Origin of the sequence: Streptomyces sp. CA-135486, assembly GCF_050936555.1 — a bacterium.
GTDB lineage: Bacteria > Actinomycetota > Actinomycetes > Streptomycetales > Streptomycetaceae > Streptomyces.
The window spans coordinates 1,964,449-1,979,084 of the sequence record NZ_JBNJMM010000002.1; the positions used below are offsets into that span (position 1 = coordinate 1,964,449).

General features: G+C 64.7%; 7 protein-coding genes, 1 tRNA gene and 3 rRNA genes. 9 read left to right on the forward strand and 2 right to left on the reverse strand.

What is annotated here, in order from left to right; translation table 11 throughout:
• Positions 1 to 16: 16 nt before the first annotated feature.
• Entirely contained in the window at positions 17 to 769 is a 753-nt protein-coding gene (gene dapB, locus ACQEVG_RS28400) for a 4-hydroxy-tetrahydrodipicolinate reductase (RefSeq protein ID WP_432988914.1), read from the forward strand.
• A gap of 5 nt (positions 770 to 774) precedes the next feature.
• Positions 775 to 1,239 carry a hypothetical protein gene (locus ACQEVG_RS28405; RefSeq protein WP_432988916.1) on the forward strand — a complete coding sequence of 155 codons (465 nt, stop codon included), beginning with the start codon at positions 775 to 777 and terminating at the stop codon, positions 1,237 to 1,239.
• Between the two features lie 57 nt (positions 1,240 to 1,296).
• On the opposite strand, the gene ACQEVG_RS28410 is transcribed toward ACQEVG_RS28405, so the two are convergent.
• Positions 1,297 to 1,845, reverse strand: a complete 549-nt coding sequence (locus ACQEVG_RS28410) for a hypothetical protein (RefSeq protein ID WP_432988920.1) — start codon at positions 1,843 to 1,845, stop codon at positions 1,297 to 1,299.
• Positions 1,846 to 2,183: 338 nt separating this feature from the next.
• On the opposite strand from ACQEVG_RS28410, the gene thyX reads away from it, so the two are divergent.
• The 7 genes from thyX to ACQEVG_RS28445 all read left to right on the forward strand — a co-directional run bounded on the left by thyX (position 2,184) and on the right by ACQEVG_RS28445 (position 11,854).
• Entirely contained in the window at positions 2,184 to 2,924 is a 741-nt protein-coding gene (gene thyX, locus ACQEVG_RS28415) for an FAD-dependent thymidylate synthase (protein WP_432988922.1), read from the forward strand.
• A gap of 229 nt (positions 2,925 to 3,153) precedes the next feature.
• Entirely contained in the window at positions 3,154 to 4,053 is a 900-nt protein-coding gene (gene dapA / locus ACQEVG_RS28420) for a 4-hydroxy-tetrahydrodipicolinate synthase (RefSeq protein ID WP_432988925.1), read from the forward strand.
• A gap of 132 nt (positions 4,054 to 4,185) precedes the next feature.
• Complete coding sequence (locus ACQEVG_RS28425; RefSeq protein WP_432988928.1) at positions 4,186 to 5,871, forward strand: ribonuclease J; 1,686 nt, start codon at positions 4,186 to 4,188, stop codon at positions 5,869 to 5,871.
• 520 nt (positions 5,872 to 6,391) lie between these two features.
• Positions 6,392 to 7,917: ribosomal RNA gene (locus tag ACQEVG_RS28430) — 16S ribosomal RNA — on the forward strand.
• Positions 7,918 to 8,218: 301 nt separating this feature from the next.
• Positions 8,219 to 11,341, forward strand: a 23S ribosomal RNA gene (locus ACQEVG_RS28435).
• 81 nt (positions 11,342 to 11,422) lie between these two features.
• Positions 11,423 to 11,539, forward strand: a 5S ribosomal RNA gene (rrf, locus tag ACQEVG_RS28440).
• The 16S, 23S and 5S rRNA genes sit together here with 1 tRNA gene alongside, the layout of an rRNA operon.
• Positions 11,540 to 11,781: 242 nt before the next feature.
• A tRNA-Thr gene (locus ACQEVG_RS28445) sits at positions 11,782 to 11,854 on the forward strand.
• Between the two features lie 44 nt (positions 11,855 to 11,898).
• Here ACQEVG_RS28445 and ACQEVG_RS28450 read toward each other — a convergent pair.
• On the reverse strand, positions 11,899 to 14,553 hold the full coding sequence (locus tag ACQEVG_RS28450) for a SpoIIE family protein phosphatase (protein ID WP_432988931.1): 2,655 nt from the start codon (positions 14,551 to 14,553) through the stop codon (positions 11,899 to 11,901).
• Positions 14,554 to 14,636 lie beyond the last annotated feature (83 nt).

Genomic DNA, 14,636 nt, shown 5'->3' on the forward strand with positions numbered 1-14,636 from the left:
TTAAGGAAGTAAGGCAATGAGCAAGCTGCGCGTGGCCGTTCTCGGTGCGAAGGGCCGTATCGGCTCGGAAGCGGTACGAGCCGTCGAGGCCGCCGACGACATGGAACTGGTCGCGGCGCTCGGCCGGGACGACAAGCTGGAAGCCCTGGTGGAGAACGGCGCCCGGGTCGTGGTCGAACTGACCACCCCGGCCTCGGTGATGGGCAATCTCGACTTCTGCGTACGCCATGGCATTCACGCGGTCGTCGGCACCACCGGCTGGACCGACGAGCGCCTCGCGCAGCTGAACACCCTGCTTGCAGGATCGCCGGAGACCGGTGTGCTCATCGCGCCGAACTTCTCCATCGGCGCGGTCCTCACCATGAAGTTCGCGCAGCAGGCTGCGCGTTACTTCGAGTCCGCCGAGGTGGTGGAGCTGCACCACCCGAACAAGGCCGACGCGCCCTCCGGCACCGCCACCCGCACCGCCCAGCTCATCGCGGCGGCGCGCGCGGAGGCGGGCTGCGCCCCGCAGCCCGATGCGACGGTCACCGAGCTGGCGGGCGCCCGCGGGGCGAACGTCGACGGCGTCCCGGTCCACGCGGTCCGGCTGCGCGGCCTCCTCGCCCACCAGGAGGTCCTGCTCGGCGGTGAGGGCGAGACGCTCACCATCCGGCACGACTCCCTGCACCACAGCAGCTTCATGCCGGGCATCCTGCTCGGTGCCCGTCGCGTGGTGTCCACCCCAGGCCTCACCTTCGGCCTGGAACACTTCCTCGACCTGGGCTGACGGCCATGGGTGGAAAGATCACGTACTTCTTCCTCGCCACCGTGCTGGTCGTCGTCTTCGGTGTGGTGGCGCTGGAAGGCGTACTGCTCCTGCTGACCGGTGAGCCGGCCGCCATGGGGATGGGCGCGGTGGCCTTCCTGCTGCCGTTCGTCGGCGCCTGGTTCCTCCGGCACAACACGCGCTTCGCGCGCAATGCCCACCGGCTGGCCCGCGAGCTGGAGGCCGAAGGCGGCCTGCCGGTCGACGAGTCGACGCGCACGCCCGGCCGGCGCATGGACCGCGACGCAGCCGACGAGATCTTCGCCAGGCGCCGCGCCGAGACGGAGGACTCACCGGACGACTGGCGCTGCTGGTTCCGACTGGCCGTCGCCTACCACGACGCGCGCGACACGCCGCGCGCCCGCAAGGCGATGCAAAAGGCGATCGCACTGCACGACCGCCCGGCTACGGCAAGCGCGTCGGGCGCTTGACGGATTTCAAGCCCGTCCGGCGTTGAGGACTGGGGGTCTGGGGGGCGAAGCCGCCAGTCAGGCACCGCGGTACTGCGACCCCCACGCCTCCACCGTGTCCGCCGCCCGGTCAAACGCCTCGACGCGCGACAGAAAGTCCGCGTTGTGGTCGGTCAGCAGGTGCAGCGGCTCCCCACCCTGTCGTACGACGACAAGCGCCTGCCCCTGGACCGTGCGCGGCAGCCCCAGCCAGCGCACCGGTTGCTGCACGGTCCGTACCGCTGAAGCACGGTCCCACCGCACCGTGGTGGTCGAGAAGAAGGCCACCCGCCGCAGCCCGTGCCTGCTGACCCAGACGCCCACCCGCAGCAGCCGCAGTGCGGCGACGATGACCACGAGCCCCAGTCCCAGGCAGGCGCCCGCGCCCGGTAGCGCGCCGGCGAACGCGATGATCATCGCCGCGATGAGCACGAACGACGCGAGCAGCAGCAAAAGCGCCGCCGCGCCGACCCGCCAGGGGCCCGGACGGTACGGACGCCGCCAGTGGTCGTGATCGTCGAAGGGAAGCGCGACATCGTCAGCGCTCGTCTCAAATGCACGCTCGGCCGTCAGAAAGGGCAGGGGCACGACTGTTCCTCACTCACCAGCACACTCGGTTGGGCTGTGCCCGGTGAGGCTACCGAGGCGGCCACTGCCCGACCACTCCAGGGGGCCGTAAGAGTCAGCGGCTGTCGGACGCCTGGGAGTGCTGCGAATGCCCCGGGGACTGGCTCGGCTCCACGGCCGGAAGCCCGAGGCACTCTCCTTGGAATCGCGTGCCCGGACGCTGTCTACTGGTAGAGACGCAGAAAGCAGTCATTCGGTGCCCGTGTTCCCAGAAATACCCAAAGGGGCCGGAGGTACTGCGAAGGCGTTCCGTCGTTAAAGTGGGCGCCGCCTCTGTGTTCAACCGGAAGGACCCCCTGGTGCCCGACACCCCCGCCGAGACCGGCACGCCGAGTTACCGCAGCGATGTCACCGTCGAACTGGTGAAGCACACCGCCGGCGACTCGGACGTGCTGTGGGCCGCCCGCGTCTCCACGGCGGGCGAGCAGTCTCTGGAGGAGCTCCAGAAGGACCCGGAGCGCTCCAAGGGACTGATCAACTACCTGATGCGGGACCGCCACGGAAGCCCCTTCGAGCACAACTCGATGACCTTCTTCATCAGCGCCCCGATCTTCGTCTTCCGCGAGTTCATGCGGCACCGGGTCGGCTGGTCGTACAACGAGGAGTCCGGCCGCTACCGGGAGCTGCAGCCGGTCTTCTACGTCCCGGGCCAGAACCGCAAGCTCGTGCAGGAGGGCCGCCCCGGCAAGTACGTCTTCATCGACGGCTCCCCGGAGCAGCACAAGGTAGTCTCCGACGCCATGATCGACTCGTACCGCCGCTCGTACGAGACGTACCAGGAGATGCTGGCCGAGGGCATCGCCCGCGAGGTCGCCCGTGCCGTCCTCCCCGTCGGCCTGTTCTCCTCCATGTACGCGACGTGCAACGCCCGCTCGCTGATGCACTTCCTCGGCCTGCGCACCCAGCACGAGCTGGCGAAGGTTCCGTCCTTCCCGCAGCGGGAGATCGAGATGGTCGGCGAGAAGATGGAGCAGCAGTGGGCGAAGCTCATGCCGCTCACCTACGCCGCCTTCAACGCGAACGGCCGAGTCGCCCCGTAGCGCGCTTCCCCAGGAAACGTCCGCCGGGAAGGCCCGCAGGGCACTGATGTGCGGGTCGGCCCGGGGAAGTGTCCGCATTGCGGTGTTTCATGAAGTTCATCTAGGCTGATCAAACGGACCCGGCACTGCTTGAACCCCCGAGCAGGCAGTGCCGGGCTCCGCATGCAACGTCGTACGTCACGTCCCCCGAGGGGACACTGCGTGCTGAGCAGCGAGTAGCGTGTTACCCATGGCTCCGATCTCCACTCCGCAGACCCCCTTCGGGCGGGTCCTCACCGCCATGGTCACGCCCTTCACGGCGGACGGCGCACTCGACCTCGCCGGCGCCCAGCGTCTGGCGGCCCATCTGGTGGACGCAGGCAACGACGGCCTGATCATCAATGGCACCACCGGTGAGTCGCCGACCACCAGCGACGCGGAGAAAGACCAGCTCGTACGGGCCGTACTGGAAGCGGTCGGAGACCGGGCCCATGTCGTCGCCGGCATCGGCACCAACGACACCCGCCACAGCATCGAGCTCGCCCGCACGGCGGAACGCGCCGGCGCGCACGGCTTGCTCGCCGTCACCCCGTACTACAACAAGCCCCCGCAGGAGGGCTTGTTCCGTCACTTCTCGGCCATCGCCGACGCGACGGAACTGCCCGTCATGCTCTACGACATCCCCGGCCGCAGCGGCGTCCCGATCGACACCGAGACGCTCGTGCGCCTCGCCGATCATCCGCGCATCGTCGCCAACAAGGACGCCAAGGGCGACCTCGGCCGCGCCAGCTGGGCCATCGCCCGCAGCGGTCTCGCCTGGTACTCCGGCGACGACATGCTCAACCTCCCGCTGCTCTCGGTCGGCGCCGTCGGCTTCGTATCCGTCGTCGGACATGTCGTCACCCCCGAGCTCCGCGCCCTCCTCGACGCCCACCTCACCGGCGACGTCCAGAAGGCCGTCGAGATCCACCAGCAGCTGCTCCCGGTCTTCACGGGCATGTTCCGCACCCAGGGCGTCATCACCACCAAGGCGGCACTGGCCATCCAGGGCCTCCCGGCCGGCCCGCTCCGGCTCCCCCTGGTCGCGCTCTCCCCGGAGCAAACCGCCCAGCTCAAGATCGACCTCGCGGCCGGTGGGGTACAGCTCTAGACACGGACTTCACAACTGAATACGAGAAGAAACCGGCTCACGCAGCCGGTCAAACAGACAACAGCAAGTGCACGAATGTCATGTACGCCACGTGCCTCAGCGGTACGTGGCGTACATGGTGAGGAGAGTCTTTTGAGTCATCCGCATCCTGAACTCGGCGCCCCGCCGAAGCTTCCCAAGGGCGGCCTGCGCGTCACACCCCTCGGCGGTCTCGGTGAGATCGGCCGGAACATGACGGTCTTCGAGTACGACGGCCGACTGCTCATCGTCGACTGCGGCGTCCTCTTCCCCGAGGAGGAGCAGCCCGGCATCGACCTGATCCTGCCGGACTTCACCACCATCCGGGACCGCCTCGACGACATCGACGGCATCGTGCTCACGCACGGCCACGAGGACCACATCGGCGGTGTCCCGTATCTGCTCCGGCTGAAGCCGGACATCCCGCTGATCGGCTCCAAGCTGACCCTCGCTCTGATCGAGGCAAAGCTCCAGGAGCACCGCATCCGCCCGTACACCCTCGAAGTCAACGAGGGCCACCGCGAGCGGATCGGCCCCTTCGACTGCGAATTCGTCGCGGTCAACCACTCCATCCCGGACGCGCTGGCCGTCGCCATCCGCACCCCCGCGGGGATGGCAGTCCACACCGGCGACTTCAAGATGGACCAGCTCCCGCTGGACGGCCGCCTCACGGACCTGCACGCCTTCGCGCGGCTGAGCGAGGAGGGCATCGACCTCCTCCTCTCGGACTCGACGAACGCCGAGGTCCCGGGCTTCGTCCCGCCCGAGCGCGACATCTCGAACGTCCTGCGCACGGTCTTCGCGAACGCCCAGAAGCGCATCATCGTGGCCAGCTTCGCGAGCCACGTCCACCGCATCCAGCAGATCCTCGACGCGGCCCACGAGTACGGCCGCCGCGTGGCCTTCGTCGGCCGCTCGATGGTCCGCAACATGGGCATCGCCCGCGACCTCGGTTATCTGCGGGTCCCGGCGGGTCTGGTCGTCGACGTGAAGACGCTCGACGACTTCCCGGACCACGAGGTTGTGCTGGTCTGCACGGGCTCCCAGGGCGAGCCGATGGCCGCTCTTTCCCGCATGGCCAACCGTGACCACCAGATCCGGATCGTCCAGGGCGACACGGTGATCCTGGCCTCGTCCCTGATCCCGGGCAACGAGAACGCGGTCTACCGCGTGATCAACGGCCTCACCCGCTGGGGCGCGAACGTCGTCCACAAGGGCAACGCCAAGGTCCATGTCTCGGGCCACGCCTCGGCCGGCGAGCTGCTGTACTTCTACAACATCTGCAAGCCGAAGAACCTGATGCCGGTCCACGGCGAATGGCGCCACCTGCGCGCCAACGCCGAACTCGGCGCGCTGACAGGTGTCCCGAAGGACCACATCGTCATCGCCGAGGACGGGGTCGTCGTCGACCTCCTCGACGGCAAGGCGAAGATTGTCGGCAAGGTCCAGGCGGGCTATGTGTACGTCGACGGCCTCTCGGTCGGCGATGTCACCGAGACCTCCCTCAAGGACCGCCGCATCCTGGGCGACGAGGGCATCATCTCGGTCTTCGTGGTGGTGGACTCCACGACAGGCAAGATCGTCGGTGGACCGAACATCCACGCCCGCGGCTCGGGCATCGAGGACGCCGCATTCGACGCGGTGATGCCGAAGATCGGCGATGCCATCCAAAAGAGCGCTGCCGATGGTGTGTCCGAGCCCCATCAGCTGCAGCAACTCATCCGCCGCACGGTGGGCAAGTGGGTCTCCGACACCTACCGCCGTCGTCCGATGATCCTTCCTGTCGTCGTCGAGGTCTGACGCGGCCAACCCCTGGGCGGAGCCCTCGATTTGCATCGGGGCGCTCCGCTCCAGTACGTTTACGTCTCCGCCTGAACGGGAACCCGCCGCACTTGTGCGCGCGGAACCAGTCCCCGAACGGGGCGGGAATTCCGACGCAGAATCTCTGATAAAGTCGGATCCGCCGAAAGGCAAAAGGCCTCTCCAACGGCCGCTGGATTCGAATTCCACACCGGAAACGGAACGGAAAAAGAGTCTGGTAAGGTTGGAAACGCAAGACCGAAGGGAAGCGCCCGGAGGAAAGCCTGCGAGGGTGAGTACGAAGGAAGCGTCCGTTCCTTGAGAACTCAACAGCGTGCCAAAAGTCAACGCCAGATATGTTGATACCCCGGCCTGTTTCGGCAGGTTCGAGGTTCCTTTGAAAGTCCTACCGGCCTGTGTGGCGGGTAGGCATTGACACAGCGAGGACGCTGTGAACGACCGGTCTTATTCCGACTGGTTGTTCCGCTCTTGTGGTGTTCATCCCGATGACGGGAAAACATTCATGGAGAGTTTGATCCTGGCTCAGGACGAACGCTGGCGGCGTGCTTAACACATGCAAGTCGAACGATGAAGCCCTTCGGGGTGGATTAGTGGCGAACGGGTGAGTAACACGTGGGCAATCTGCCCTTCACTCTGGGACAAGCCCTGGAAACGGGGTCTAATACCGGATACCACCTTCCGAGGCATCTCGGGGGGTTGAAAGCTCCGGCGGTGAAGGATGAGCCCGCGGCCTATCAGCTTGTTGGTGGGGTGATGGCCTACCAAGGCGACGACGGGTAGCCGGCCTGAGAGGGCGACCGGCCACACTGGGACTGAGACACGGCCCAGACTCCTACGGGAGGCAGCAGTGGGGAATATTGCACAATGGGCGAAAGCCTGATGCAGCGACGCCGCGTGAGGGATGACGGCCTTCGGGTTGTAAACCTCTTTCAGCAGGGAAGAAGCGAAAGTGACGGTACCTGCAGAAGAAGCGCCGGCTAACTACGTGCCAGCAGCCGCGGTAATACGTAGGGCGCAAGCGTTGTCCGGAATTATTGGGCGTAAAGAGCTCGTAGGCGGCTTGTCACGTCGGTTGTGAAAGCCCGGGGCTTAACCCCGGGTCTGCAGTCGATACGGGCTAGCTAGAGTGTGGTAGGGGAGATCGGAATTCCTGGTGTAGCGGTGAAATGCGCAGATATCAGGAGGAACACCGGTGGCGAAGGCGGATCTCTGGGCCATTACTGACGCTGAGGAGCGAAAGCGTGGGGAGCGAACAGGATTAGATACCCTGGTAGTCCACGCCGTAAACGTTGGGAACTAGGTGTTGGCGACATTCCACGTCGTCGGTGCCGCAGCTAACGCATTAAGTTCCCCGCCTGGGGAGTACGGCCGCAAGGCTAAAACTCAAAGGAATTGACGGGGGCCCGCACAAGCAGCGGAGCATGTGGCTTAATTCGACGCAACGCGAAGAACCTTACCAAGGCTTGACATATACCGGAAAGCATTAGAGATAGTGCCCCCCTTGTGGTCGGTATACAGGTGGTGCATGGCTGTCGTCAGCTCGTGTCGTGAGATGTTGGGTTAAGTCCCGCAACGAGCGCAACCCTTGTTCTGTGTTGCCAGCATGCCCTTCGGGGTGATGGGGACTCACAGGAGACTGCCGGGGTCAACTCGGAGGAAGGTGGGGACGACGTCAAGTCATCATGCCCCTTATGTCTTGGGCTGCACACGTGCTACAATGGCCGGTACAATGAGCTGCGATGCCGCGAGGCGGAGCGAATCTCAAAAAGCCGGTCTCAGTTCGGATTGGGGTCTGCAACTCGACCCCATGAAGTCGGAGTTGCTAGTAATCGCAGATCAGCATTGCTGCGGTGAATACGTTCCCGGGCCTTGTACACACCGCCCGTCACGTCACGAAAGTCGGTAACACCCGAAGCCGGTGGCCCAACCCCTTGTGGGAGGGAGCTGTCGAAGGTGGGACTGGCGATTGGGACGAAGTCGTAACAAGGTAGCCGTACCGGAAGGTGCGGCTGGATCACCTCCTTTCTAAGGAGCACTTCTAGGCCGGCTCTGCCGGTCCAGGGGCCAGAACACCGGCGAGTGTCCGGTGCTGGTTGCTCATGGGTGGAACGTTGACTATTCGGCACGGTTGGTTGGGATCACTAGTACTGCTTCGGCGTGGAACGTGAGTCTTCGACTGGTCGTGCCGGGCGCGCTGTTGGGTGTCTGAGGGTGCGAGCGTGAGCTCGCCCTTCGTGATGCCGGCCCCAGTGAACTCTGCCTCAGGGCGGGGGTGGTGGGTGGCTGGTCGTTGCTTGAGAACTGCACAGTGGACGCGAGCATCTGTGGCCAAGTTTTTAAGGGCGCACGGTGGATGCCTTGGCACCAGGAACCGATGAAGGACGTGGGAGGCCACGATAGTCCCCGGGGAGCCGTCAACCAGGCTTTGATCCGGGGGTTTCCGAATGGGGAAACCCGGCAGTCGTCATGGGCTGTCACCCGCTGCTGAACACATAGGCAGTGTGGAGGGAACGAGGGGAAGTGAAACATCTCAGTACCCTCAGGAAGAGAAAACAACCGTGATTCCGGGAGTAGTGGCGAGCGAAACCGGATGAGGCCAAACCGTATGCGTGTGATACCCGGCAGGGGTTGCGCATGCGGGGTTGTGGGATCTCTCTTTCACGGTCTGCCGGCTGTGAGACGAGTCAGAAACCGTTGATGTAGGCGAAGGACATGCGAAAGGTCCGGCGTAGAGGGTAAGACCCCCGTAGCTGAAACATCAGCGGCTCGTTTGAGAGACACCCAAGTAGCACGGGGCCCGAGAAATCCCGTGTGAATCTGGCGGGACCACCCGTTAAGCCTAAATATTCCCTGGTGACCGATAGCGGATAGTACCGTGAGGGAATGGTGAAAAGTACCGCGGGAGCGGAGTGAAATAGTACCTGAAACCGTGTGCCTACAAGCCGTGGGAGCGTCGCTGTTGTTCTTCGGAGCAACAGTCGTGACTGCGTGCCTTTTGAAGAATGAGCCTGCGAGTTTGCGGTGTGTTGCGAGGTTAACCCGTGTGGGGAAGCCGTAGCGAAAGCGAGTCCGAACAGGGCGGTACAGTAGCGCGCTCAAGACCCGAAGCGGAGTGATCTAGCCATGGGCAGGTTGAAGCGGAGGTAAGACTTCGTGGAGGACCGAACCCACCAGGGTTGAAAACCTGGGGGATGACCTGTGGTTAGGGGTGAAAGGCCAATCAAACTCCGTGATAGCTGGTTCTCCCCGAAATGCATTTAGGTGCAGCGTCGTGTGTTTCTTGCCGGAGGTAGAGCACTGGATAGGCGATGGGCCCTACCGGGTTACTGACCTTAGCCAAACTCCGAATGCCGGTAAGTGAGAGCGCGGCAGTGAGACTGTGGGGGATAAGCTCCATGGTCGAGAGGGAAACAGCCCAGAGCATCGACTAAGGCCCCTAAGCGTACGCTAAGTGGGAAAGGATGTGGAGTCGCAGAGACAACCAGGAGGTTGGCTTAGAAGCAGCCACCCTTGAAAGAGTGCGTAATAGCTCACTGGTCAAGTGATTCCGCGCCGACAATGTAGCGGGGCTCAAGCGTACCGCCGAAGTCGTGTCATTCCAGCATGAGGGCCAACGCCCGCTGGGATGGGTAGGGGAGCGTCGTGTGCCGGGTGAAGCAGCCGCGGAAGCGAGTTGTGGACGGTTCACGAGTGAGAATGCAGGCATGAGTAGCGATACACACGTGAGAAACGTGTGCGCCGATTGACTAAGGGTTCCTGGGTCAAGCTGATCTGCCCAGGGTAAGTCGGGACCTAAGGCGAGGCCGACAGGCGTAGTCGATGGACAACCGGTTGATATTCCGGTACCCGCTTTGAAACGCCCAGTATCGAGCCCATTAATGCTAAGGCCGTGAAGCCGTCCTGGAGCCTTCGGGTGAAGGGGAGTGGTGGAGCCGCCGGTCCAAGGTGGTAGTAGGTAAGCGATGGGGTGACGCAGGAAGGTAGTCCAGCCCGGGCGGTGGTTGTCCCGGGGTAAGGGTGTAGGACGCAGGGTAGGCAAATCCGCCCTGCACATAGTCTGAGACCTGATGCCGAGCCGATTGTGGTGAAGTGGATGATCCTATGCTGTCGAGAAAAGCCTCTAGCGAGTTTCATGGCGGCCCGTACCCTAAACCGACTCAGGTGGTCAGGTAGAGAATACCGAGGCGTTCGGGTGAACTATGGTTAAGGAACTCGGCAAAATGCCCCCGTAACTTCGGGAGAAGGGGGCCATCACTGGTGATCCGGTTTACTCGGTGAGCTGGGGGTGGCCGCAGAGACCAGCGAGAAGCGACTGTTTACTAAAAACACAGGTCCGTGCGAAGCCGTAAGGCGATGTATACGGACTGACGCCTGCCCGGTGCTGGAACGTTAAGGGGACCGGTTAGTCACATTTCGGTGTGGCGAAGCTGAGAACTTAAGCGCCAGTAAACGGCGGTGGTAACTATAACCATCCTAAGGTAGCGAAATTCCTTGTCGGGTAAGTTCCGACCTGCACGAATGGCGTAACGACTTCTCGACTGTCTCAACCATAGGCCCGGTGAAATTGCACTACGAGTAAAGATGCTCGTTTCGCGCAGCAGGACGGAAAGACCCCGGGACCTTTACTACAGTTTGATATTGGTGTTCGGTTCGGCTTGTGTAGGATAGGTGGGAGACTGTGAAGCTTGGACGCCAGTTCAGGTGGAGTCGTCGTTGAAATACCACTCTGGTCGTGCTGGATGTCTAACCTGGGTCCGTGATCCGGATCAGGGACAGTGTCTGATGGGTAGTTTAACTGGGGCGGTTGCCTCCCAAAGGGTAACGGAGGCGCCCAAAGGTTCCCTCAGCCTGGTTGGCAATCAGGTGTTGAGTGTAAGTGCACAAGGGAGCTTGACTGTGAGACCGACGGGTCGAGCAGGGACGAAAGTCGGGACTAGTGATCCGGCGGTGGCTTGTGGAAGCGCCGTCGCTCAACGGATAAAAGGTACCCCGGGGATAACAGGCTGATCTTCCCCAAGAGTCCATATCGACGGGATGGTTTGGCACCTCGATGTCGGCTCGTCGCATCCTGGGGCTGGAGTCGGTCCCAAGGGTTGGGCTGTTCGCCCATTAAAGCGGTACGCGAGCTGGGTTTAGAACGTCGTGAGACAGTTCGGTCCCTATCCGCTGTGCGCGTAGGAGTCTTGAGAAGGGCTGTCCCTAGTACGAGAGGACCGGGACGGACGAACCTCTGGTGTGCCAGTTGTCCTGCCAAGGGCATGGCTGGTTGGCTACGTTCGGAAAGGATAACCGCTGAAAGCATCTAAGCGGGAAGCCTGCTTCGAGATGAGGACTCCCACCCCCTTTGAGGGGTTAAGGCTCCCAGTAGACGACTGGGTTGATAGGCCAGATGTGGAAGCCCTGTAAGGGGTGGAGCTGACTGGTACTAATAGGCCGAGGGCTTGTCCTCAGTTGCTCGCGTCCACTGTGTATGTTCTGAAGTAACGAACTCGCCCTTTTGGCCGGCTGGAGTTCACTATTTTCATAGAGTTTCGGTGGTCATTGCGTTAGGGAAACGCCCGGTTACATTCCGAACCCGGAAGCTAAGCCTTTCAGCGCCGATGGTACTGCAGGGGGGACCCTGTGGGAGAGTAGGACGCCGCCGAACAATTATTGTGGGGAAGCCCCGCACCTTCTGGTGCGGGGCTTTTCTGCGTTCAGGACGCGTTCAGGAAGCTCAGGGCGTTCAGGAGCTGACGTCGGCCTCCAAGTGGCCGCCGCCGGAGGCGGCTTGGGAGCGGTCCGGTGGAAGTGAACTGGTGTGAGCGATCTGCTGGAAGCAGGTCGGAGGGGCGGTTCGAAGCAGCCCTCTGTTCGGGTATGATCTACCTCGTTGCCGCAGCGCAGCAGGCCCCAATAGCTCAGTCGGTAGAGCGTCTCCATGGTAAGGAGAAGGTCTACGGTTCGATTCCGTATTGGGGCTCACCAAAGAAGGCCCCCGCCAAGTGGCGGGGGCGTTCTTCGTGTTCAGGGCCTGTGGGGCTCGGGTACCCGCATCGCGAGGATCGCCATGTCGTCCGACGCCGGTTCCGCGGCGAAGCGCTCGACCGCGCGCAGGACGCGGGAGGCGACCGCACCCGCCGTGAGACCCGTGCAGGTGGTGAGGACGTCGATCAGGCCGTCGTCGCCCAGCATGCGGGTGCCCTCACGGCGTTCGGTGACGCCATCGGTGACGCAGAGAAGTACGTCGCCGGGGTCGAGGGTCACCATCTGCTCGTACAGCTCCAGGTCGTCCATGACGCCGAGGAGCGGCTGGGGCTCCGCCGCCGGTTCCACGGTGCCGTCCTGGCGCAGGCGCAGCGGAAGCGGGTGGCCGGCGCAGACGACCTTGAGGATCGCGCTGCCGTCCTCCTGTGGCCACAACTCGCCATAGAGAAGAGTGAGGAAGCGGCTGCGGGCTCCCTCGTCCAGGATGGCGGCGTTCAGGCGCTCCAGGACCGCCGGGCCGCCGAAGCCCTCGCGGGCGAGCAGGCGCAGGGCGTGACGGGCCAGGCCGGTGACGGCCGCGGCTTCGGGTCCCGTACCGCAGACGTCGCCGATGGCGAAGCCGTACGCGCCGTCGCGGATCGGGAAGAGATCGTAGAAGTCGCCGCCGACTTCATTGCCTTCGCCGGCCGCGCGGTAGATGACCTCGACCTCGACGCCAGGGATCTGAGGGAGTTCCGGCGGCAGCAGGCTGCGCTGGAGCGACTGGCTGATGGCCATGCGCTCGGAGTACAGCCGCGCGTTGTCGAGGGCGAGGGCCGCTCGGCGGGAGAGGTCCTCGGCGAGTTCCAGGATCTCCTGGCGGAAGTGGTCGTCGGAGGGCTTGCCGAGGGTCAGCATGCCGATGACGCGGTTGCGGGCGAACAGCGGCAGGACGACCGTCTCGCCGCCGACCGCGGCGGCCGTGGCGAGGGTGGCGCCGATGCCGGAGGAGACCGGTGGCGATGAGCCGAGGCCGAGTTCGCGCCGGGAAGTGCGCAGGGCCGCCTTGTGGCCGGCCTCGGCGGGCGCGGTCCAGACGCGGGCGCCGGGGGTGGGTACCGGGTCGGGCGGGTCAATCTTGGAGAGAAGGGCCTTGAGGCCGTCGATTCTCTCCTCGTCCTCGTGAAGTACATAGCTGAGATACGGATCTGACGCCTGGTCGGCGATTGTGTAGACGGCGCACCAGGTGGCCAGAGTGGGGACCGTCATCTGCGCCATCAGGGCCAGGGTCTGGTCGCGGTCGAGTGTTCCGGCGAGCAGGTCGGAGGCCTCGACAAGGAAGGAGAGGGAACCGCGGCGCAGCCGTTCCAGTTCGCCGAGGCGGGCGGATTCGACGGCCAGGGCGATACGGTCGGCGGCGAACTGCAGGCGCAGGGCCTCCTCGTTGGAGTAACGGCCCGCGGCCTCGGCGGCGACGCCCAGGGAGCCGGTCAGGCGGCCTTCGACCTTGAGCGGGACGGTGACGACGGAGCGCATCCCCGTGGAGTTGAGCAGCGGTACCGCGCCGGGGACGGCCGTGAGGTCCTCGTGGACCGCAGGCATCCGGGCGGAGCCGTAGCGGCCGCTGCCGGCTTCGACCGGGACGCGGGCGAAGCGCTGGCGGGCCGAAGGCAGGCCGGTGGTGGCCCGAACCTCCAACTCGGTCTCGTCGTCGGTGGCCAGGAGCAGGAAGGCGGCGTCGCCGTCGAGCATGTCACGGGCGCGTTCGACGGTGCGCTGGAGGAGGCCGTCGAGGTCGTCGGGGGCCGGCGAGCCGATGAAGACCTCGAAGGGGTCGACGGCGTGACTCTCGGCGCCCGAATCGGTCACGGGGGCGCGCTGCGGGGTCTGCAGGACCGCGCGTTCGTCGTCGCGTACGAGGAGGCAGACGGTGGAGGGTTCGCCGTGGGTGTCCCGTACCCGGAGGTGGGATGCGTACACGGGGATGACGCGGCCGTCGATGCCGCGGATGCCGTAACTGCCTTCCCAGCGGGAGAGTCGCAGCGCCTCGGCGATGCCCGTGCCGATGCCGGGTGTGTGCGGCCAGGCGGCGAAGTCGGTGAGGGGTTTGCCGATGACCTGCTCGGCGGCGTATCCGAAGAGGTGCCGGGCGTCCTCGTTCCAGACCGAGATCGAGCCGGTGCGGTCGATCTGGGCGACGGCGACACGTACGCGCTCGTCGGCGACCGGGAGGAGTGCCGTGGGCAGGACCGGGCCGGCGGAGCGGGTGCCGACCGGCCGCTGCGGAAGGTCGAGTTGGAACCACACCAGCTTGTGGGTGGGGGTGTAGTCGACGCCCCAGCGGGAGGCGAGGGCGGCGCACAGGAGCAGTCCGCGCCCGTTCTCACGGTCGAGGTTGCCGAGAGAACGTCCGGTGCCCTGGATCGGGATCTCGCGGTCGGGGTAGCGGTCGGCGACCTCCACGCGTACGCCGTCCTCCGTGCGCAGACACAGGACGTCGGCGGTGGTGCCCGCGTGGATGACGGCGTTGGTGACCAGCTCACTGGTGAGGACGACCGCGTCGTCGACGACATCGGAGTACCCCCACCCCTGGAGGGTGTCGCGGACAAAGGCGCGGGCGGTCGCGACGGACCGTCCGGCTGGGTCGAAGCTGGCAGCCGCCCGCGCGGTGATCACAGCACTCCTCGTACGCGTCTCGACGCCCGGCTCTGCCATGATGCGGCCTGCCCCTCCCGGTGCCCGGTGGTAGTACTCGTTCCACACCGCCCCCGCCGGGCGGACGGAGCGGTTGGACAGCC

Coding starts and splice junctions, on each gene's coding strand:
- dapB (WP_432988914.1), top strand. CDS start 17: ATGAGCAAGCTGCGCGTGGCCGTTCTCGGTGCGAAGGGCCGTATCGGC.
- ACQEVG_RS28405 (WP_432988916.1), top strand. CDS start 775: ATGGGTGGAAAGATCACGTACTTCTTCCTCGCCACCGTGCTGGTCGTC.
- dapA (WP_432988925.1), top strand. CDS start 3,154: ATGGCTCCGATCTCCACTCCGCAGACCCCCTTCGGGCGGGTCCTCACC.
- ACQEVG_RS28450 (WP_432988931.1), bottom strand. CDS start 14,553: ATGGCAGAGCCGGGCGTCGAGACGCGTACGAGGAGTGCTGTGATCACC.